Origin of the sequence: Anaerofilum hominis, assembly GCF_014287275.1 — a bacterium.
GTDB classification, from domain to species: Bacteria; Bacillota; Clostridia; order Oscillospirales; family Ruminococcaceae; genus Pygmaiobacter; species Pygmaiobacter hominis.
This window is the reverse complement of sequence record NZ_JACONZ010000001.1, coordinates 938,609-959,505: the sequence shown is the minus strand read 5'-3', so window position 1 is coordinate 959,505 and position 20,897 is coordinate 938,609. Positions and strand designations below refer to the sequence as shown.

Genomic DNA, 20,897 nt, shown 5'->3' with positions numbered 1-20,897 from the left:
CTGCAAAAAGAAGGCCAGGGCGGCCGGCATCCATCGATGCCGGCCGTCCTGGCCTTCTTTTATGCCTGCAGACGCAGGAGGCTGCAGGATGTGGAAAATGGAAGAGCGCGGAACTCGGCGCTGTCAGCAGTCCACCTGGATCACTCTGGCTCCCATGCCGCGATAATGCTCCATGCAGGCTTCCGGCGCCAGTTGGTCGCTGATCAGGGTGAACTTTTCGCTCAAGGCCTGGATGCGCACCATGTTGGAGCGGCCGATCTTGGAGTGATCCGCCAGGATGATCACCTGTCTGGAGGTGGAAATGATCGTGGAGAACATCCCTGTTTCCACCAGGTTGTAAGCGCAGAGATAGCCGTTTTCATCAATGCCGGAGGACCCGATAAAAGCGTATTCGACGGAGAGGTCCGCCAGCATCTTTTCGGCCAGATAGCCGGTGGCGTTGAGAGAGGGCAGCAGGATCGTGCCGCCGATGATGATGACAGAATTATCGGGGTTACAGGAAAGGGCAGAAGCTACGTGCAGATTATCGGTGATGATCGGGACCGGCAGCGCTTCGGTCAGCTGCTGTGCCATCAAAAAAATGCTGGAGCCGGAACCCAGAAAAACCGGACACTCCCCCTTGTGCTCCAGCTGCTCCCGCAGATACCGGGCCGCCCGCAGGCCGATGGCGGTCTTGTATTTCTGATTCATCCCCACCCGCAGCGCAAAAGCATCTTCCGACGGGGTCGTCTGCTTTGCCACCGCTCCGCCGTAAAACCGGGAGATCCGCCCATGGGCTTCCAAAGCGGCAAGATCGCGGCGGATGGTCATTTCCGATACATTAAAAAATTCGGCCAGCTCCAGCGTGCTGGCGTTTTCGTGCTCTTTGATATAAGAAAAGATCTGTTCGATCCGGTCGCGTTTCACACGCATTCCCCTTTTCATGGACCAGGTTTGAAGATTCTGAAAAAACGTGCGGACCCCCTGCCCCACGGCAGCGATACTTTGCAAAAAAATGTTCGTTTTGTTTATTATATGGAATCAGCTGGAAAAAATCAAGGGCGGCCGCACGCTCGCTGCAGTTTGTTTTTCACAAATTGCAAAAGGAAAAACTGGAAGACTATACAAAAACGCTGAAACCTCTCCCAAAAATCAAAAATGTTTGTTGACAAACATAAAAACAGAGTTATCATAAGATAAAAAACACAAACAAACATTTATTTCGAAATATCAAACACAATAAAACAAATCAAAACAATTTTCAAGCGAAAACAAAGAGGGTTGGGCCAGCCCAAGCCGCCGCCGGCCCCAAAATTATTTTTGTATCATAAAAGCCAAACAAATCAAACAAAAGATGGAGGAGAGGGATCGTATGGCACTGGTCACTTCAAAGCAAATGCTGCTGAGCGCAAAAAAGGGGAATTATGCTGTAGGAGCTTTCAACGCGGAAAACATGGAGATGGTGCAGGCGATCATCGCGGCGGCGGAAGAGATGCACGCGCCTGTCATCATCCAAACTACGCCTTCCACCGTGCGCTATGGCGGACTGGAACTCTATTTGAGCAATGTCAAGGCGCTGGCGGAAAAGGCCGGGGTGCCGGTGGCGCTGCACCTGGACCATGGCAGCAGCTTTGAGCTGTGCGCCCAGGCTTTGCGGGCCGGATATACCAGCATCATGATCGATGGCAGCCAGCTGCCGCTGGAAGAAAATATTGCCCTTACGCGGCGGGTGGTGGAGATGTGCGCCCCTGCCGGGGTGCCGGTGGAGGGGGAGATCGGCCGGGTAGGCGGCAAAGAGGACGACACACAGAGCGAGGAAAGCGGCTATACCATCCCCTCAGAAGCGGTCCGCTTTGAAGCGGAGACCGGGCTGTCGAGCATGGCGGTCGGGGTGGGGACGGCGCACGGCGTTTATAAGACCACGCCGGTGCTGAACACCCAGCTTGTCGCGGAGCTGGCCGCCCTGCTCTCGGTGCCGTTGGTGCTGCATGGGGCCTCCGGCCTTTCGGATTCGGCGGTGCGGGAATGCATCCGGCAGGGCATTTGTAAAGTCAACTTTGCCACCGAACTGCGCATCGCCTACTCTGCGGGGATCAAAAAGGTGCTGAGCGACCGGCCCGACACGTTTGACCCCAAAGTTTACGGCGGATTGGGACGGGAGAATGTAAAAAATCTGGTAAAAGACCGGATCACGGTCTGCGGCTGCAGCGGCCGTGCGTGAGAGGGGGAGAGATATGGGAGGATTGCTTCTGGGGATCGATATCGGCACTTCGGGATGCAAGGTTACGGCTTTTACCCGGGAGGGACGTGTGGCGGCCCATGTCAGCGAGGGTTATCCTGTCCATTACCCAAAGCCCGGTCATGCCGAACAGGATCCGGAGGATTGGTGGGGGGCGGTCTGCCGGGCCACCCGGCGCCTTTTGGAGCAGACCGGCGCCGCTGAGATCTGCGGCGTCGGCATCGACGGACAGAGCTGGAGCGCCATCCCCATCGATAAGACGGGTGCGGTGCTCTGTCCTACCCCCATCTGGATGGACACCCGCTCTATCGATCAGTGCGGCCGCATGATCCAGACCTGCGGGGAGGAGACGCTGTTCCGTCTCAGCGGGAATCCCGTCCAGCCGTCGTACACGCTTCCCAAAGTGTTGTGGTATAAGGACAACCTGCCCCAGGTCTACGCGCGGGCGGACAAGATCCTGCAGTCCAACAGCTTTATCGCCTACCGCCTGACGGGCGTCTGCTCCCAGGATCACAGCCAGGGATACGGATGGAACTGTTACGATATGGCGGCGGGCAAATGGGATGCCGGGGTTTGTCAAGCGCTTGGACTTCGCAGCGGGCTGCTGCCTCCTCTTTATCATTCCCACGAGATCGTGGGCCGCGTCACCCGGGAAGCGGCTGGCCAAACCGGTCTTTTAGAGGGGACCCCGGTCGCGGCAGGCGGTCTGGACGCCGCCTGCGGCGCCCTTGGCGTCGGGGTCGTGCAGCCGCGTCAGGCCCAGGAGCAGGGCGGCCAGGCCGGCGGCATGAGCATCTGCATGGATGCGCCGCGGGCAGACAGGCGGCTGATCCTGGGCGCCCATGTAGTGCCCGGCACCTGGCTGCTGCAGGGCGGCACGGCAGGCGGGGGAGGGGCGGTGAACTGGTTCAGCAGCCAGTTCGGCACAGCGTGGGAGACCGCCGCCCGTCAAAAAGGGACCAGCTCTTTTGCCGAGATGGATGCCGAGGCGGCACAGGTGCCTGCGGGCAGCGGCGGGGTCGTCTTTTTGCCCTATCTTGCCGGAGAGCGCAGCCCCATCTGGGACCCGGACGCCAAAGGGGTCTTTTACGGATTCGGCTTTTCCTCCACCCGCGGGCATTTTGCCCGCTCTGTGATGGAGGGGGTGGCCTTTTCGCTGCGGCACAACTTGGAGACCGCGGAGGAGGCGGGGGCAAAAGCGCCGGTCCTGCGGTCCATGGGCGGGGCGGCCAACAGCGCACTGTGGATGCAGATCAAGGCGGACGTCACCCGGCGGACGCTGGAAGTGCCCGCCTCTGATACGGCCACCGCACTGGGGGCGGCGATCCTGGCCGGGGTAGGCGTGGGGATGTACGACAGCTTTGAGCAGGCTGCGGAGCTGACGATAAAACTCAAGCGGACCTACCGGCCCGACCCCGGCCGGGGCGAAGCATACGACAAAAACTACCAGGTCTACAGGGCGCTTTATGAGCGGCTCAGGCCGGTGATGGATGGGAGAGAGGCAAAATGAAAGCGGCAGTTTTGTTCAAAAATGGTGACATCCGCTATACGGACTTCGAGGAACCGGCAGTCCGTCCGGGCACGGTGAAGGTCCATGTGAGGGCGACGGGGATCTGCGGCAGCGATGTGCCGCGGGTCCTCCACAACGGCGCACATTTTTATCCCATAGTGCTGGGACACGAGTTTGCCGGCGATGTGGTGGAAGTGGGCGAAGGGGTGGAGAGCTTAAAAATGGGGGACACGGTCGTGGGCGCGCCGATCCTGCCCTGCGGCAAATGCCCTGACTGCCAGAACGGAGATTTTTCCCTTTGCAAGCATTATAGCTTTATCGGCAGCCGGGAACAGGGAAGCTTTGCTGAATATGTGGTGCTGCCCGAGATCAACGCGGTAAAGTACGACAGCCGCATCCCCTATGAACAGGCGGCCATGTTCGAGCCCTCCACAGTGGCCCTGCACGGGCTGAAATGCAGCGATTTTCGCGGGGGAGGACGCACTGCGGTGCTGGGCTGCGGCAACATCGGCATTTTCACGCTGCAGTGGGCAAAGATCTTCGGCTCCCAGAAAGTGGTGGCGTTTGATGTGGACGACGGCCGGCTGGCCCTGGCCGCCCGGATGGGGGCCGACGAAACGGTCAATGTGAGAAAAGAAAACGCCGCGGAGAGAACACGGCAGATCACCGGCGGCGCGGGCTTTGATGACGTGTTCGAAGCAGCGGGGAATCCGGATACCATCCGGCTGGGGTTCGAGCTGGCCGGGAACAAAGCGCGGTTCTGCTGCATCGGCACCCCGCATGCGGAGATGACTTTCACCCCCAGCCAGTGGGAGAACATGAATCGCAAAGAGTTCAGGCTGACCGGCAGCTGGATGAGCTATTCCTCGCCTTTTCCCGGTGATGAATGGACGCTGACAGCCCACTTTTTTGCCCAGGGGGCGCTGAAATTCGACCCGGATTTCATTTATAAAAAATATCCTCTGAGCCAGGTCGCGGACGCTTTTGCGGAGTTCCGTCATCCCGAAAATGTCCACGGCAAGGTGATGCTGATCAACGAGTGAGGTGACTGCTGTGATTCTGACAGTAACGCTCAATGCATCGGTGGATAAGCTTTACCGGATCGAAACGCTGCGGCCGGGCGCGGTCATGCGGGTCAAGTCGGTACATAACACTGCGGGCGGCAAAGGGCTGAACGTGTCCCGCGTGGCCGCCCTGCTGGGCGAGCCGGTGCGGGCGCTGGGGTTTGTGGGCGGCCACACGGGGGCCCTGTTTGAGTCCCTGCTGAAAGACGCGGGCATTGAACCCTGTTTTACCCGCATAGCGGCCGAGACCCGCTGCTGCATCAATATCTGTGAGGAAGAACGCCGCGGCAGCACGGAACTGCTGGAGCCGGGAAATCCGGTCCGGCCCGATGAGATCGAAGCTTTCCTGCAGGATTTTGACCGCCATCTGCCCGCCGCCGGCGCGGTGGTCCTTTCGGGCAGCCTGCCGCGGGGGGTGCCGGTGAACTTTTATGCCGAGCTGGTGCGCCGCGCCCACGCGGCGCAGAAGACCGTGCTGGTGGACGCCAGCGGCGAGGCCGCCGTCCAGGCGCTGCGGGCCGGGCCGGACTTTATCAAGCCCAATGCCGACGAGATACGGCAGCTTCTGGGACAGGAGATATCCGGCACACAGCAGGCCCTGTCTGCCGCCCGGCAGCTGCAGCGCGGCGGGGTCGCCTGCGCGGCGGTCTCGCTGGGCAGGGACGGGGTGGTCGTCTCAGGCGGGGAGGGGGATCTTATCGGCCATACGCCGGATGTCGCCGTCGTCAACACGGTGGGCTGCGGGGACAGCATGGTAGCCGCTTTTGCAGTGGGCATGGTGCGCGGGCTGCCGGCGGAAGAACAGGTCAGGCTGGCGGTGGCGGTCTCCACGGCCAACGCGCTGACAGAAGAGACCGGCAGCTTCCGGCGGGAAGATCTGGCCGAACTGCTGCCCCGCATCAGGGTGGAGCACGCGCCGGGCTGAGCCGGGGCAAAAAGGGGAGGCAGAGATGCGCTATACATTGCAAAGCGGAGGATGCGCCGCCCAGGTGGAGACGCTGGGCGGGGAGCTGGTCTCCTGGAGGGACGGGGACGGCGCCGAATATGTCTGGGGCGGAGATCCCGCCTATTGGTCGGGCCATGCTCCTGTCCTGTTCCCCATCGTGGGGGCGCTGAAAGGGGAGACAACGGCTTTTAACGGTTTTTCCTATCGGATAAAAAAACATGGTTTTGCACGCCGGATGGAATTTCGGCTGGAACTGCTGGAACAGGATCGGGCGGCCTTTGTTCTGGAATCCTCACCCGAGACGTTCCAAAGCTTTCCGTTCCGCTTCCGCCTGCGGGTCGTTCACACCGTCAGCGGACAGGGCTTTGAGACCGCATATCAGGTGGAAAACCTGGGACAGGAGACGCTTTTCTTCTGCCTGGGCGGACACGCGGGCTTTCGCTGCCCGCTGGGGGAGGGAGAAGCCTTTGAGGACTACCGGTTGACGTTTGAAAAAACGGAGCAGACCGGGTTTCTCTGCACGGACGCCGAGGGGATCCTGTCCCGGGACGACCGGCTGACCCCCGATTGGGACGGCAGGGAATTACCGCTGGGGTATGAAATGTTTGACAGAGACGTGCTGGTCCTGGAACAGGTCCGCTCCCGCGCTGTCCGGATGCAGAAAGGCCCGGGCGGCCCCGGGCTGGAGTTCCATTTTCATGGGTTCAGCAGCCTGGGGCTCTGGACCCCGCCCCACAAGAAAGCCCCTTTTCTGTGCCTGGAGCCCTGGCAGGGCCTGCCGGCTTTTGCGGACGAGAGCGGGGCGTTTGAGACAAAGCCCGGCGTGATCCGGCTGCAGCAAAGCGGGGTTTACAGCGCCGGCTACAGCATGAGGATAAAAAAATAGACGCAGACCGCTTTGGGGGCTGGGGCCCGGGCTGCTTTGCGGCTTCGGGTACCCCGAGCTGCGGCTGCGGAAACAGGGGATAAGACGTTCGTCTGAACGCTTATATAAAACAAATAAAAGAAAGAGGTAAGAAGAATGAAGAAAATCGCAAGTTTGTTCCTGGCGGCAGTCATGGCGTTCAGCCTGGCGGCATGCGGAGGCTCGGACTCTTCCGGCGCCGCGTCTCAGGGCGGCTCTGCCGCCGGTTCTGCGGCGGTTTCTGCGGCCGGCGGGGACAAGGTGCTGAAAGTCGCTTATACCGGCAACAACCTGTCCAATGACACGGTAGTGGAAGCGCTCACACCCATCAAGGCCTACTGCAAGGAACAGGGCTGGGAGTTTACCGAGGTTGAATACACTTCCGGCGACGTCTCCAAGCTGGTGGACAATCTGGAAAACCTGCTGGTAGCGGAGACCGATATCATCCTGTTCCAATCCGCCAGCGGCGACGCGGTTTCCGACGTGGTCCAGCGGCTGAAAGACAGCGGCTGCGTGGTGGTCTCCTATGATGACGCCGACCATGTGGGCAGCTATTATCTGACCCAGAGCGATGAGGAGATTGGCACTGCTATCGGCGAGGCGGCTGCCGCCTATGTCAACGAGCATCTGGACGGCAGCGCCGATGCGGTAGCCCTGGGCCTGCCCAGCAACGACGTACTGACGATCCGCGCCAACGCCTTTATCAAGGCCTATGAGGAAAACTGCGGCGGCAAGGTGGTCTTTTCTTATGACCTGTCCCAGTATGCGGGCGACTATGCCTCCATCGCGGATTCGATCGCCCAGGCGTATCCGGACACCAAGGTCATCCTCTCCATCGCAGACACTACCCTGGTCCAACTGAGCGAGGGTCTGACGGCCAATGGCTATAAGCCGGGCGATATTTTCTGCTTTGGCTGCGATACCATCAAAGAGGTGCGCGAAGCCTGGCTGGCTGGTGAGGAGACTTTCAACACCGGTTCCGTTTACACGCATCTGCCCGAGTGTCTGTATGATGGCTTTTTGAAAGCGGTAGAGACCAAGCAGACCGGTGAATTCAGCGAAGCTGAGATCCACCAGGAGGTCATCGCCACCTCTGCTGAAAACGTTGAGGAAATGTTCGGCAACAAATAACGAATGCCGGAAAACGGGGAGAGCGGGACATCCTCCTCTCCCCGTTTTCCGTAGGAGGGCGGATATCAGTGGAACCTTTGCTTAAGATCAACAATGTCACGAAGATTTATGGCGGCGTCACAGCGCTTGACCATGTCTCACTGGAACTGATGCCCGGCGAGGTACTGGCTTTGGTAGGGGAGAACGGCGCGGGAAAATCGACCCTGATCAAATCGCTTTCGGGCGCGGTGATACCGGACGCGGGGACGATAGAGGTCGGGGGAAAGTCTTTTGAATCCCTGGATCCGGTCCTGTCCAAACAGCTGGGGATCTCGGTGGTCTACCAGGAACTGACCCTCTGCCCGGGGCTCAAGGTCTTTGAAAATATCTATTTGGGCGCCTTTAAGGGCAAAGCCGGGTTTGTGGACAATAAGGCCATGATCCGCGGTGCACAAGAGCTGATGGAGCGGCTGAATATCAAGATCGACGTGCGCCAGCAGGTCTCTTCTCTGTCCGTGGCTTATATGCAGTTGGTGGAGATCGCCAAAGCGGCTTCACGGGAGGCAAAGGTTCTCATTTTGGACGAACCCACCGCATCCCTCACTGAAGCGGAAACGGAACTGCTGTTTAAGCTGATCCGTACCGTAAAGGCGCACGGGACGGCAATTATTTATATCTCTCATCGCATGCAAGAAGTTTTTGATATCGGAGATCGGGTAGCGGTGATGCGTGACGGGCACATGATCGGCGTTCACCAGGTGGCGGAAATCAACGAAAAGCAGCTTGTGGCCGAGATGATCGGACGTGAGCTGACCAAGGATTTTCCCGCCCGCAATTTTGAGGTGGGCGAGGAGATCGTGCTCAAGGTCGAAAATTTGAGCAACGCCAGGGTGAAGAACGTCAGCTTTGAACTGCACCGCGGAGAGGTGCTGGGCCTGGGAGGTCTGGTGGGGGCTGGACGCACGGAGGCAGTGCGCTCCATCTTTGGCGCAGACCCCCGCACCGGTGGTAAGATCTATCTGGAGGGCAGAGAGATCGATCCCCGTTCTCCCCGCGAAGCGGTAAGGTACGGCATCGCTATGGTGCCGGAAGATCGCAAGCTGCACGGCTGTATTCTGGGCCTGCCCATTGCCAACAACGTCTGCATGTCTATCTACTCCAAAATTTCCCGCTTTTTGTTGGTAAATACCCGGGCGGAACGGGAGACCGTGGACGGCATGATCGACCGCCTGAAGATCAAAACTCCCGGCCGCAGACTATTGGCGGGCAATCTTTCGGGCGGCAACCAGCAAAAGGTGGTGCTGGGCAAATGTCTGGCAGCCAATTCTAAAGTGCTGATCTTTGATGAGCCCACCCGGGGCATCGACGTGGGCGCCAAAGCGGAGTTTTATAAGCTCATCAACGAACTGGCAGCAGGCGGGTTGTCCGTGATTATGATCTCCTCCGAGATGGACGAACTGCTGGGGATGTCCGACCGCATCGTGGTGCTTTCTGAGGGGCAAGTGACGGGTACGCTGGAAAAATCGGAATTCTCTCAGGAAAATGTTTTTAAATATGCGACAGTGAATTTATAAGGGGGAAGAAAGATGAACAAAGCAACCATCACTGCGCTTACCAAAAAGTATATGACGGTAATTATTCTGCTGCTGATCTGCGCCTTTTTTGGTATTATGGACAGCAAATTTTGGACTTTCGGAAATTTCATCAGTATTCTGCGCCAGGTATCCATGTTGGGCATCGCCGCGGTGGGGATGGCCTGCTGCATGTTGGTGGGCGACATCAACCTGAGCGTGGGTGTTCTGCAGGGCCTTACCGGCGTGATCTGCGCCATTCTGCTGCGGGACACCGGGCTGCCAGTGGCAGTAGTCTTTCTGCTGGCGCTGGTGGGCTGCACCGTGATAGGCTTTATCGGGGCCGCCATCATCGTCAAAACCGGAATGCCTGCGATGATCGGCTCTCTGGGCATCCGCTATGTGGTCAACGGTGCGGCTTATCTGATCGCCGGCGGCCTGCCCATCTACAGCGTGACTGACCGCGCCAAGTGGATCGGGCAGGGCTCCGTGCTGGGGATTCCAGTACCAGTCGTCGTTTTGCTGGTATTTTTTGTCATCGGTTACATCCTGCTCAATAAAACTTTTTTGGGGCGCCATCTGTTCGCTGTGGGAAGCAACGCCGAGGCCACCCGCCTGTCCGGCATCAATGTGGACCGGGTGCGCATATTTGCCTATACGTTCAGCTGTTTTTGTTCCGGGGTAGCCGGGTTGATCCTGATGGCGCGCAATGCTTCCGGCCAGCCCAACGGCGGCAACGGCAGCGAGATGAATGTAATGACCGCCTGCGTGGTGGGCGGCGTGAGCGCATTGGGAGGTTCTTGTGACCCCATCAGCCTGATGGTGGGCGTGCTCATTATCGGCGTTCTCACCAACGGTATGACGATCCTTGGGGTCAGTGAGTACTGGCAGATCGTCTGCCGCGGTCTGGTGCTGATCACCGCTGTAGGTTTCGATTTCTACAACCGGACCCGAAAGGTCAAAGTCAAGGTGCAGGACACTGCGCCGAAAGCGGAAGCCAAAGCCTGAGTCGGAGGCCGGTAAAATGCAGTGAGGCGCGCAGTGCTGAGCGCCCGCGCCTTGCCGCATTTTGAAGTGCTGCAGCGGAAAACAAGTGACAGGAGGTTCTTATGAGCTTTTTTGAAGGGACCATTTATTCCAAGACGCTTCACATGGACACGCAGCTCGGGGTGATCCTGCCCCAGGACAGCCGTCCTCATCATGAGGGCGCGCTGATGCCGGGCCTTGCGCCCCGCAGGGTGCCAAAGACCCTGATCCTGCTGCATGGCCTCACAGACAGCGCCTCGGTGTGGTGGCGGCGCACATCCATCGAGCGGTATGCCGAACTCTATGACATCGCGGTGATCATGCCCGAGGTCTATAAGAGCTATTATCAAAATATGCAGTACGGGGAAAACTATTTTGACTATATCGCCGACGAGCTGCCGCAGCTGTGCAAAAACCTGTTCAACGTCTCCATCGCGCCGGAAGACCTGATGATCGCCGGCCTCTCGATGGGGGGCTACGGCGCGCTGCGCTGCGCGTTTACTTATCCTGAGCGCTATTATTGCTGCGGCGCTTTTTCTGCCGGCTGCGACGTAAAGGCCGTCAGGGACCGGCAGGCGACAGGCAGCGGGCCGGCCAGAGGCTTTGAAAAAACAGTGCCTGCCATTTTTGGCGAAAAGGTCGACATCCCGGATGAGAGCGACATCTACTGGCTGGCCGACCATTTGAAGGACAAGGAAAAGAAAGTGCGCCTTTATATGACCTGCGGCCGGCAGGACGGACTTTATCCCGCCAACCAGAGGCTGAAAGAACAGCTGGAACACTGTGATCTGGAAGAGTTTCACTATGAGGATTGGGACGGCGTCCATGAGTGGGGCTACTGGGACGTGGCGGTCCAGCGGTTTCTGGCGACTTTTGTAAAGTGATCGATTTTGCGGTGCAGGGCCGTGCCGGACGGTGTTCCGGCGCAGGCCTGCCCAAACTTGCGGTAAAGGAGCTGTGATCATGGCTTTTATCCAGATGAATTTCTACTCTGATGCGCTGAAATTCAGCACTGATGTGAACATTATTCTTCCCACCCCCAGCGACGTGGATGCCAAGGGCGGAGAGCCTTATTTCGAAGAGGGCGCAAAGTACCAAGTGCTCTATCTGCTGCACGGCACCTATGCAGATCACCACGACTGGACCCGGCTGTCCAGTATCGAGCGGTATGCGCAGGAGGCAAAGGTGATGGTGGTCCTGCCGTCCGGTGAAAATTCTTTTTGGCAGGATATGTATATCGGTCCAAACTATTTTACTTACATCACCGAAGAGCTGCCCCGTTTTATCCGCACCATTTTCCCGGTAAGCACCGCCCGGGAGGACACTTTTATCGGCGGGCTCTCCATGGGGGCCTTTGGGGCGTTGAATGCGGCTGTGCGCTGCCCGGAAAAATATGCCGCGGCCATCTGCCTGTCCGGCGGGATGAGTGCTTTTCGCAGTCTTCCCGCCACCGAGGAAGAGCTGGCCGCCGGCCCCTGGCCCTTTAAAGCGATCCTGCCGCCGCCCTACGACGGCAAGGGGACCGGGATGGACGATATCCCCATCATCCAAAAGCTGGCGGCTTCCGGCCAGCCCGTCCCGCGGCTTTACTTTGCGGTGGGCACAGAGGACTTTGTCTACGGCAATGTGGTCAAGACCCGCGCGTTTTTGGATGAGGTCGGTATCCCTTATACCTATGAGGAGGGCCCCGGCGTCCACAATTGGACATTCTGGGACGAGTATATCCAGCATGGCCTGAAGTGGCTGGGCCTGCGCGGGACCACACTGAGATGACCCGCTTCCCTGCCCTGAAAGAGAGGGTGAGGGAGCGCGGCCGAACAGGTCCGCAGCAGAAAACAGACTGTCAAAAACCCCTCTGCGCAGAAATCTGCGCAGAGGGGTTTTTCGCGGCTGTCCAGCGTCCGCTGCAGAGGGGCCGGCGGCCCGTGCGGACCTGCGGCTCCCCGCTGTTCTTTTTTTGCCGTCCGCAGGCAGCGCCGTTCAGGGGCGGGCGGTCCGCTCTTCCCGCAGGCGGTCCAGCACCCAGCGGCGGCCTTGGGCCAGCCGGGGCTCCGGCGAAAGGCTGAGGGCATAGTCCAGCCGCCCCAGCAGTGCGGCAAGATACGCCTGTGCCGTGCGGGGGTCGCCGGTCTGTACCAGGTGACCGCGCACCCCGAACTTTTCACAGTAGTACAGCTCCTGCCGCAGGGCGCGGCGCTCTTCGGCAGGGGCGCGGGGGCGCAGGTTCACCACCGCGCCGGTGACCAGGTGCCGGCCGCCCGGCCCTGCCAGCCGGGTTTTCTGCGCGTTCAGGGAAAAGCCCTCGCGGCGCAGGGCCTCCTGTACCGTGCAGATGACCGCCGCGGGGTCAAAGCGGCCCGAAAACGCCAGATCATCGCAGTAGCGGGTGTAGGCGATGCCGCGCGCGCCGCACCAGCCGCCCACGGTCTCGTCGAACTGCCGCAGCAGGATATTGGCGATGGCGGGCGAGGTGGGCGCGCCCTGGGGCAGCCCCTCTTTAGAATAACAGAGGATCGACAGCAGCACCCGCAGCTTTTCCGCATAGACGGCGGCGGGAAAAACCGTTTCTTTGAGCTGAGTATAACGCACGCTGTCAAAAAAACGGCGGATGTCCAGCTTCAGCAGCTGTTCCTGCCCGCAATGCGGCAGCGCGTTGCGCCGCACGCCGCCGCCGGGGCGGTAGGCGGTGGCGTAAGGGGAGATGGGCATATAGGCCAAAAGATTCGCGTTGATGCTGCGCTGGATCTTTTTTAAGACGGCGTCGGGAACAGAGAGCACCCGGACGGTCCCGTCCGCCTTGGACAGTTCCACCCGCCGGTAATGCCGCTTCAGATCATGGCTTACCGCAAACAGTGTCTTTGCGGGGATGCCGAGATCGCGCTCCAGCGTGGCTGTCTCGGTGTAGACGATCATCGGGGCACCCTCCTTTCCCGGTCCGGGGCCGCACCTTTTTTAAAAAAGAGGGGGCCCGGCGCGCATGAGCCGGTACAAAGCGTAGAGGGGCCGCGCAGCCGTATTTTCAGCAAACAGCGTTTGCGGGAATACGGCAAGCGGTTCCGCCTGAACGGAGTGAATCCTGTGAAGAACGATGTTCCGGCAGCGACTCGCTGCCGGCGCCGGATCGGCTTTTTGCTGCCGGGTTCATGCACCCAAAGTATAGCAGAAGGCGGGGGAAAGGGCAACCCGGCGGAAGAAGCCCGCCCGCTTCCGTGCAAAAAAGGTCCCGCGGCTTTGCCGCGGGACCTTTTTTATCTGAGATATTTCCCTGTGACGCTGGCGGGGTCCGCGGCGATCTGCGCCGGGGTGCCCGACGCGATGATCCTGCCGCCCTCCGCGCCGCCGCCCGGGCCCATGTCGATGATATGATCGGCATTCCGGATCACGTCCAGGTCGTGCTCGATCACGATAACGGTGGCGCCGTTTTCGATCAGGGTCTGAAAAACGCCCAGCAGGGTGCGCACGTCCAGCGGGTGCAGCCCGATAGTGGGCTCGTCAAAGACAAAGACGGAATCCGACTGCCCGCGGCCCATTTCACTGGCCAGCTTCAGCCGCTGCGCCTCCCCGCCGGAGAGGCTGGGCGTCGCCTCGCCCAGCGTCAGATAGCCGAGCCCCAGGCTTTGCAGCACCTGCAGGCGCTGGTGGACGACTTTCAGGCCCGCGCAGGCCTGAAGCGCCGTGTTGATGTCCATGGCCATCAGTTCGGGCAGCGAGTGCGCCTCGCCTGAGGGGCCCGGCAGCCGCACCCTGCCCGCGTCTTTCGCATAGCGGGAGCCGCGGCAGTCCGGGCAGGGAATGTCCACATCCGGCAAAAACTGCACATCCAGGCTGATGACGCCTGTGCCGTCGCACACGGGGCAGCGCAGTTTGCCTGTGTTGTAGGAGAAATCTCCGGCCTTGAAGCCCAGCCGTTTGGCGTCCGGCGTCTTTGCGCAGAGCTTTCGCAGCTCGTCGTGCACGTTCGCATAGGTCGCCACGGTGGAGCGGACGTTGATGCCAATGGGGGTGGCGTCGATCAGTTTTACGCGGCTGATGCCCTCCGCCTCGACCGAGAGCACGTGTTCGGGCAGCTTGGCGCCCGCGGTGGAGGCCTCCAGACCGGGGATCAGGCTCTCCAGGATCAGCGTCGTCTTGCCGGAACCGGACACGCCGGTGACGACGGTCAGCTTTCCTTTGGGGATCTCCGCCTGCAGGGGCTTCACGGTGTGGATGGCTGCCGTGGACAGGCGGATCCGCCCGCCGCTGAACAGCTCCTGCGCGTCTGCGCATCCGCGGACCCGGACCTGCGCTTTGCCGGAGAGGAACGGCCCGATAAGGGAAGCGCTGCTGCCGGCCAGCTCTGCTACCGTGCCCTGCGCCACGACGCGCCCGCCGTCCGCGCCGGCCTGCGGGCCCATTTCGATAAGCCAGTCCGCCGCCGACAGGATCTGAGTGTCATGGTCCACCAGCAGCACCGAGTTGCCGTCCGCGACCAGGTCGTTCATGACCGCGGTCAGCCCCACGATATTGGAGGGGTGCAGCCCGATGGAGGGCTCGTCCAGCACATAGAGCACGCCGGTGGTGCGGTTGCGCACCGCGCGGGCCAGCTGCATCCGCTGGCGCTCCCCGGTGGAAAGGGTGGACGCGGCGCGGTCCAGCGTGAGATAGCCCAGGCCCAGCTCCATCAGCCGCCTGGCCACGGTCTGAAAAGCGTCGCAGATGCTCTGCGCCATGGGAAGCATTGGGGCGGGCAGCGACGCGGGCACCCCCGCCACCCACTGCACCAGCTCGGTCAGCGTGAGGCGGCAGGCCTCGTCCAGGCTGATGCCGCGCAGCCTGGGCGCCCTTGCGGTCTCGGACAGGCGGGTGCCGCCGCAGTCGGGACAGAGGTCCTCTTTCAGGAACTTCTCCACCCGCTTCATGCCCTTTTCGTCCTTTACCTTTGCCAGCGCGTTTTCCACCGTATAGACCGCGTTGTAATAGGTGAAGTCCAGCTCCCCGCCCTGATTGGTGGTCTTGGAGTGGTAGATGACGTGCTTTTTTACGGCGGGGCCGTTATAGACGATGTCTTTTTCCTGATCGGTCAGCTCGCAGAAAGGGACGTCGGTGCGCACGCCCATCTCCCGGCAGACGTCCACCATCAGCGACCACATCAGGGAATTCCAGGGGGCTACGGCGCCCTCCTCGATGGTGAGGGTCTCATCCGGGACAAGGGTGGCCCGGTCGACGGTGCGCACGATGCCGGTCCCGCCGCAGGTGCGGCAGGCGCCCTGGCTGTTGAACGCCAATTCCTCGGCGCTGGGCGGAAAAAAGGTCGTGCCGCACTGCGGGCAGGTCAGTTCCTGCCCTGCCGCCACCGCCAGGGTGGGGGGCAGGTAATGCCCCTCGGGGCAGCGGTGGCTGGCCAGCCGGGAAAACATCAGGCGCAGGCTGTTCAAAAGCTCTGTCCCGGTGCCGAACGTGCTGCGGATGCCGGGCACGCCCGGGCGCTGGTGCAGCGCCAGCGAGGCGGGCACATACAGTACCTCGTCCACCTCGGCTTTGGCGGCCTGGGTCATGCGCCTGCGGGTGTAGGTGGACAGCGCGTCCAGATAGCGCCGGGACCCCTCGGCGTACAGAACGCCCAGCGCCAGGGACGATTTGCCCGAGCCGGACACGCCGGTGACCCCGACGATCTTGTTCAGCGGGATATCGACGTCGATGTTCTTCAGGTTGTGCACCCTTGCGCCCCGGACTTGGATCTTTTTCGGGGCTTCGGATCTTTCTGTCATACAAAACGCCTCCTTATGAGGAAAAAACGGACCGCCTTTTTTGTCCGGGCAGGCGGGCCTGCCGCATCCCGCCCCTGGCTTCCCGCCGCGGCGGCAGGCCGGGGGCGGGGGACAAAACAAATGATCCGGGCCTCCCTCCCACAGGGAAAAGACCCGGACCATTTTGGCTTGGTGGAGACGGAGGGACTCGAACCCGCGACCTCTCGGATGTGAACCGAACGCTCTAACCAGCTGAGCTACGCCTCCATAAGATGCTTTAATATAATACCACGGATTTCAAAAAAAGGGAAGCCCTTTTTGAAAATTTTTTGAGCCTTTTTTGCGGCTCCCGTTTTGTTCCTTTTTACTTGAAAAAAACAGGATAAAATGATACTCTTATAGAGTTATAGCGACAGATATTGCGCCGGGCCCCCCGGGTCCGGCCGGCGGCCCGGCGCCTGTGCGGGGCGGCGGATAGAAGACAGGGCCTGGGCACGCATGCCGCGCGCCGGCCCTGTTTTGCGGACCTGGCGGCGGACAGGCCCGGAGAACGGCAAAAATGCAGGATGGATGGGGTGCGCATATGGGCAGGATCGGGTTTGACAATGAGCTGTATATGAAAACACAGAAAGAGCATATTCTGGAGCGGATCAAAGGCGCCAGGGGCAAGCTCTACCTGGAGTTCGGCGGCAAGCTGTTCGACGACTATCACGCCGCGCGGGTGCTGCCCGGCTTTGACGTCAACGCCAAGATCAAGCTGCTGTACGAGCTGCGGGATATGGCGGAGATCATCTTTGTGGTGTCGGCCTGGGACATTGAAAAGACCAAGATCCGCGCCGACCTGGGCATCACCTACGACATGGACGTGCTGCGGCTCATCGACGATATCACCCATCTGGGCATCGAGGTGAACAGCGTGGTCATCACCCGCTATTCCGGCCAGCCGGCGGCGGACGCTTTTCTGGCAAAGCTGACCATGCGCGGGGTCAAAAATTATGTGCACAAGCCCATCAAGGGCTATCCCACCGACATCGACTACATCTGCAGCGAAAACGGCTTTGGCTCCAACCCCTATATCGAGACGGACAAGCCGCTGGTGGTCGTCACCGGCCCGGGCCCGGGCAGCGGCAAGCTGGCCACCTGCCTCTCGCAGGTCTACCACGAGACGGTGCGCGGCGTGCCCGCGGGCTATGCAAAATTTGAGACTTTCCCCATCTGGAACCTGCCCCTCAAGCACCCGGTGAATCTGGCCTACGAGGCCGCCACGGCCGACCTGGCGGACCTGAATATGATCGACCCGTTTCATCTGGAGGCTTATGGAAAGACCACCGTCAACTACAACCGGGACGTGGAGGCCTTTCCCATCGTGCGCAACACCCTGTCCCGCATCAGCGGGGGCGCATTTGATTACAAAAGCCCCACCGACATGGGGGTCAATATGATCGGCTACGCCATCGTGGACGACGAAGCGGTGCGCGAGGCCAGCTGCCAGGAGATCATCCGGCGCTACTTTGCCGCCAAATGCGACCACCGCCAGGGCAAGGGCGGCGAGGAGGCGGTGGAAAAGATCCGCATGATCATGCAGCAGGTGGGCATCACCCCCAACGACCGCGCCGTGGTCAACCCGGCGCTGGAAAAATCCCGCCGCACCGGCATGCCGGCGGCCGCCATCCAGCTGGGGGACGGCCGTGTCGTCACCGGCAAGGCAAGCGAGCTGATGAGCGCCAGCTCTTCGGTGGTGCTCAACGCCATCAAGGCGCTGACCAATATCGACGACGACCTCACCCTGATCAGCCCCATCATCCTGGAGCCGATCGTCAAGCTCAAGACCGAGATCCTCAACGGCCGCAGCACGCTGCTCAAATTGGACGACGTGCTGACTGCGCTTTCCATCTCGGCGGCGACCAACACCCTGACCGCCCGCGCGATGGAGGCCCTGCCCCAGCTGCGGGACTGCGAGATGCACTCCACCCAGATGCTGCACTCAGGCGACGAGGGCACCCTGCGCCGGCTGGGGCTGCGGCTGACCTGCGAGGCTGTCTATCCCGGCAAGGACCTGTTCTTCTGAGCGCCGGGCGGCTGCCGCCCGCGCTTGCTGTAAAAAGTGATAAAAGACCAGCCGTACAGCGGTTGGTCTTTCTTTTTTCAAAATATTGACCAAGTGGTCTGTTTGTGCTACAATCAAAAACAGACCAATAAGTCTATTTTCTGGGAGGCCGTCATGAAACGAGAAGAAAAAAACCAGCAGAGCCGCCGCCGCATCCTGGACAGCGCCCTTACGGAGTTTGCCTGCCGCGGCTATGCGCTGGGCTCCATCAACACCATCTGTGTAAAGGGGGATATCTCCAAGGGGATCCTGTATCACTATTTTGAAGATCGGGATGCGCTGTATCTCGCCTGTGTGGGCGAGTGCTTTGACGCCCTGACCGACTGGCTGGCCGCGGCAGAGATCCCCGCAGGCGCGGCCCAGGCCGGCTTGGAAAACTATTTCCGGCGCCGCCTCCTCTTTTTTCAGGAAAATCCAAAATATGAGCGCATTTTTCTTGAGGTCATGCTCACCCCTCCCGCACATCTCGCCGGCCGGCTGGCCGAGATCCGGGCCGGGTTCGACGCTTTCAACCTGCAGGTGCTGGAAGCCCTGTTGGAGGGCGTCTCTCTGAGGCCGGACGTCACCCGGAAAGAGGTGGCCGACACCCTGCGCCAGTATCAGGATTTTATCAATGCCAAATACCGCGGCCAGGACGCGGACGCTGCAGCGCGCGAGCAGGGCTGCCTGCGCGCCCTGAGCATCCTGCTGTACGGTGTGATCGCAAGAGAGGAGCCATTGAGATGAAAAACGAAAACGCCGCTGAAAAAGGGGCTCTGCTGGGCAGCATGCAGCCCTCGCGGGCCATCGTAAAGCTGGCGGTGCCCGCGACCCTGGCGCTGTTGGCAAAGGCCGTATACAACATCGTGGACACCGCCTATATCGGCATGCTGGGCTCCGACGTCGCACTGGCCGCGGTCGGCGTCACCCTGCCGCTGCTGCTCATCATGGTCTCGCTGGAAAATATCTTTGCCGCGGGCGCGGCGGTATTGGCGGGCCGTCAGCTGGGGGCGGGCGACAGAGAGGGGGCGGGCCGGACGGTGACCACCGTTGTCGGCATCTCCATGGGTACCGGCGCGCTGCTCTGTGTCGGCGGTATCCTTTTTATCGAGCCGCTGCTGCGCTTGTTCGGCGCGTCTGAGGCTGTTTTGCCCCAGGCAAAGGACTATGCGTTCTGGATGTTCATCGCCGCCCTGGTCAACCTGCCCGCCCAAAGCATGAACTGCGCCGCCCGTGCCGAATCGTCGGTGCGTGTCTCTTCGGCCGCCGTCATCACCGGCGCGCTGCTCAATGTGGCGCTGGACCCGGTTTTCATGTTCGACTGGGGCCTGGGCATGGGGGTGGAGGGCGCGTCCCTGGCCACCACGGTATCTCAATTCGTCACCTTTGCGATTTTGGCCTGGTTTTATCTCAGCGGCCGCTCGGTCATCAAAATGCACCCCCGCTGCTTTAAGCCCCGCTGGTCCATGCTGCGCACAGTGGCGCTGATCGGCATCCCCTCCGCCGTCATCCAGATCTGTCTGGCCGCGGCGACCTCGCTGACCAATATCGCAGCCAAGCCTCTGCCGGACGCAGACCTGATCATTGCGGCCTATGGGGTGGTGCAGCGCCTGGTCCTGATCGGCTGTTATGTGGTCATGGGGCTGATGCAGGGCTATCAGCCGGTGGCCTCGTTCGCTTTCGGGGCCCGCAATGAAAAGCGGTTTCATGAGTCCGTCCGCTTTGCGCTGCGCTCCTCGCTGCTGCTCACCGTATTGGTGGCCGCAGTTTATATTCTGCTCTCCCGCCCGCTGATCGGACTGTTCAACCAAAACCCGACTATCATTGCATATGGCGCAAAGCTGCTGATCTCGCAGGTGATCCTGTACCCCGCCTTTGGGCTGTGCTATATGATGACCATCACTTTTCAGACCATCGGGGCCTCTCGCTACGGACTTTTTTTATCCATGATCCGTCAGGGCCTGTTTTATCTGCCGTGTATCCTGCTGCTGCCCCGGCTGTTCGGGGCGGCAGGCATCTATTTCTCCCAGCCTGCGGCGGATGTGCTGACGCTCGCCGTCTGCCTGCTGTCGATCCGGCCGATGAAAAAGGCGGCTTCTGCGCGCATGGCGGGGCGGGAGAACGGCCCGTCTGCCCGCTGACCAGGCCGTAAAAAAGGGAAAGAGGTGTTCGCGTGGATCGGCCCGGCTTTGACTATCCCGCTTTCCGGCAGGCGACCTATCGTCTGTACGGGCATTTTTTTGAGCCGCTGCTGCGGCAATACCAGCTCACTCAGATGGAGGCCGACATCCTCCTTTTTCTGTACTGCCGTCCCGGCAGGGACACGGCCGCCTCGATGGTATCGCTGCGCCGGCTTTCCAAATCCCATGTTTCGGCGGCAGTGGCCCAACTTTTGAAGCGGGGCTACCTGCGGCGCGCCCGCGACCCCGCGGACCGGCGCCTTTATCATTTGAAGATGACGCAGAGCGCGGCGGATCTGGCGAGAGAGCTGGAAGCCTGCCGCAGGGTGTTCCGCGATGCCGTGCTGGCGGGGTTTTCCGATGCGGAAAAAGAACTGCTGCGCGCCTTTTTGACCCGCATTACCGACAACGCGCGGCAGGGATTGACCTGAGGGCGCTTCCCGCGCCGGACGGAGGGGGGCGGCGCTTTCGCGTTGGGCCCCCTCCGGCTGGAAAAGGGACAGGCGCGCCCGCTTTGCAAAAAAGAGACAAAAAAGGAGGGGCCCCGGATGGCGAA

The 20,897-nt window shown here is 60.8% G+C and carries 17 protein-coding genes and 1 tRNA gene; 14 read left to right on the top strand and 4 right to left on the bottom strand.

The window, feature by feature from the left end; all coding sequences use genetic code 11:
* Positions 1-123: 123 nt before the first annotated feature.
* A complete protein-coding gene (locus H8S23_RS04150; protein ID WP_186887027.1) occupies positions 124-906 on the bottom strand; it encodes a DeoR family transcriptional regulator in 783 nt (260 codons plus the stop codon).
* Between the two features lie 445 nt (positions 907-1,351).
* Between H8S23_RS04150 and H8S23_RS04145 the strand changes: the two genes are divergently transcribed.
* The 10 genes from H8S23_RS04145 (at position 1,352) to H8S23_RS04100 (ending at position 12,122) form a co-directional block, all read left to right on the top strand.
* The gene (locus H8S23_RS04145; RefSeq protein ID WP_186887026.1) at positions 1,352-2,200 is read left to right on the top strand and encodes a class II fructose-bisphosphate aldolase; all 849 of its coding nucleotides are present in this window, start codon (positions 1,352-1,354) and stop codon (positions 2,198-2,200) included.
* Positions 2,201-2,213: 13 nt separating this feature from the next.
* Positions 2,214-3,728, top strand: a complete 1,515-nt coding sequence (gene xylB, locus H8S23_RS04140; protein WP_186887025.1) for a xylulokinase — start codon at positions 2,214-2,216, stop codon at positions 3,726-3,728.
* Positions 3,725-4,771, top strand: a complete 1,047-nt coding sequence (locus H8S23_RS04135; RefSeq protein WP_186887024.1) for a galactitol-1-phosphate 5-dehydrogenase — start codon at positions 3,725-3,727, stop codon at positions 4,769-4,771. The genes xylB and H8S23_RS04135 overlap by 4 nt, the downstream gene beginning before the upstream one ends.
* 10 nt (positions 4,772-4,781) lie before the next feature.
* A complete protein-coding gene (gene pfkB, locus H8S23_RS04130; RefSeq protein WP_341479886.1) occupies positions 4,782-5,717 on the top strand; it encodes a 1-phosphofructokinase in 936 nt (311 codons plus the stop codon).
* 25 nt (positions 5,718-5,742) lie between these two features.
* Positions 5,743-6,624 carry an aldose 1-epimerase family protein gene (locus tag H8S23_RS04125; RefSeq protein ID WP_186887022.1) on the top strand — a complete coding sequence of 294 codons (882 nt, stop codon included), beginning with the start codon at positions 5,743-5,745 and terminating at the stop codon, positions 6,622-6,624.
* A gap of 135 nt (positions 6,625-6,759) precedes the next feature.
* The gene (locus H8S23_RS04120; RefSeq protein WP_186887021.1) at positions 6,760-7,773 is read left to right on the top strand and encodes a sugar ABC transporter substrate-binding protein; all 1,014 of its coding nucleotides are present in this window, start codon (positions 6,760-6,762) and stop codon (positions 7,771-7,773) included.
* Positions 7,774-7,841: 68 nt separating this feature from the next.
* On the top strand, positions 7,842-9,326 hold the full coding sequence (locus H8S23_RS04115; RefSeq protein ID WP_341479885.1) for a sugar ABC transporter ATP-binding protein: 1,485 nt from the start codon (positions 7,842-7,844) through the stop codon (positions 9,324-9,326).
* 12 nt (positions 9,327-9,338) lie between these two features.
* On the top strand, positions 9,339-10,331 hold the full coding sequence (locus H8S23_RS04110) for an ABC transporter permease (protein WP_186887020.1): 993 nt from the start codon (positions 9,339-9,341) through the stop codon (positions 10,329-10,331).
* A gap of 101 nt (positions 10,332-10,432) precedes the next feature.
* Positions 10,433-11,233 carry an alpha/beta hydrolase gene (locus tag H8S23_RS04105; RefSeq protein ID WP_186887019.1) on the top strand — a complete coding sequence of 267 codons (801 nt, stop codon included), beginning with the start codon at positions 10,433-10,435 and terminating at the stop codon, positions 11,231-11,233.
* A gap of 79 nt (positions 11,234-11,312) precedes the next feature.
* A complete protein-coding gene (locus H8S23_RS04100; RefSeq protein WP_186887018.1) occupies positions 11,313-12,122 on the top strand; it encodes an alpha/beta hydrolase in 810 nt (269 codons plus the stop codon).
* A gap of 207 nt (positions 12,123-12,329) precedes the next feature.
* Here H8S23_RS04100 and H8S23_RS04095 read toward each other — a convergent pair whose 3' ends face one another.
* From H8S23_RS04095 to H8S23_RS04085, 3 genes are all read right to left on the bottom strand, one after another.
* The gene (locus tag H8S23_RS04095) at positions 12,330-13,262 is read right to left on the bottom strand and encodes a reverse transcriptase family protein (protein ID WP_186887017.1); all 933 of its coding nucleotides are present in this window, start codon (positions 13,260-13,262) and stop codon (positions 12,330-12,332) included.
* Positions 13,263-13,597: 335 nt separating this feature from the next.
* A complete protein-coding gene (locus H8S23_RS04090; RefSeq protein ID WP_186887016.1) occupies positions 13,598-16,096 on the bottom strand; it encodes an excinuclease ABC subunit UvrA in 2,499 nt (832 codons plus the stop codon).
* 169 nt (positions 16,097-16,265) lie between these two features.
* Positions 16,266-16,342: transfer RNA gene (locus H8S23_RS04085), tRNA-Val, on the bottom strand.
* A gap of 316 nt (positions 16,343-16,658) precedes the next feature.
* Here H8S23_RS04085 and H8S23_RS04080 point away from each other — a divergent pair.
* The 4 genes from H8S23_RS04080 to H8S23_RS04065 all read left to right on the top strand — a co-directional run bounded on the left by H8S23_RS04080 (position 16,659) and on the right by H8S23_RS04065 (position 20,772).
* Positions 16,659-18,143 (top strand): DUF1846 domain-containing protein, encoded by a 1,485-nt coding sequence (locus H8S23_RS04080; RefSeq protein WP_186887241.1) that lies wholly within the window; start codon positions 16,659-16,661, stop codon positions 18,141-18,143.
* A gap of 153 nt (positions 18,144-18,296) precedes the next feature.
* Positions 18,297-18,908, top strand: a complete 612-nt coding sequence (locus tag H8S23_RS04075; protein WP_186887015.1) for a TetR/AcrR family transcriptional regulator — start codon at positions 18,297-18,299, stop codon at positions 18,906-18,908.
* A complete protein-coding gene (locus H8S23_RS04070; RefSeq protein ID WP_186887014.1) occupies positions 18,905-20,302 on the top strand; it encodes an MATE family efflux transporter in 1,398 nt (465 codons plus the stop codon). Before H8S23_RS04075 ends, H8S23_RS04070 begins: the two co-directional genes overlap by 4 nt.
* A 32-nt stretch (positions 20,303-20,334) precedes the next feature.
* On the top strand, positions 20,335-20,772 hold the full coding sequence (locus H8S23_RS04065; protein WP_186887013.1) for a MarR family transcriptional regulator: 438 nt from the start codon (positions 20,335-20,337) through the stop codon (positions 20,770-20,772).
* Positions 20,773-20,897 lie beyond the last annotated feature (125 nt).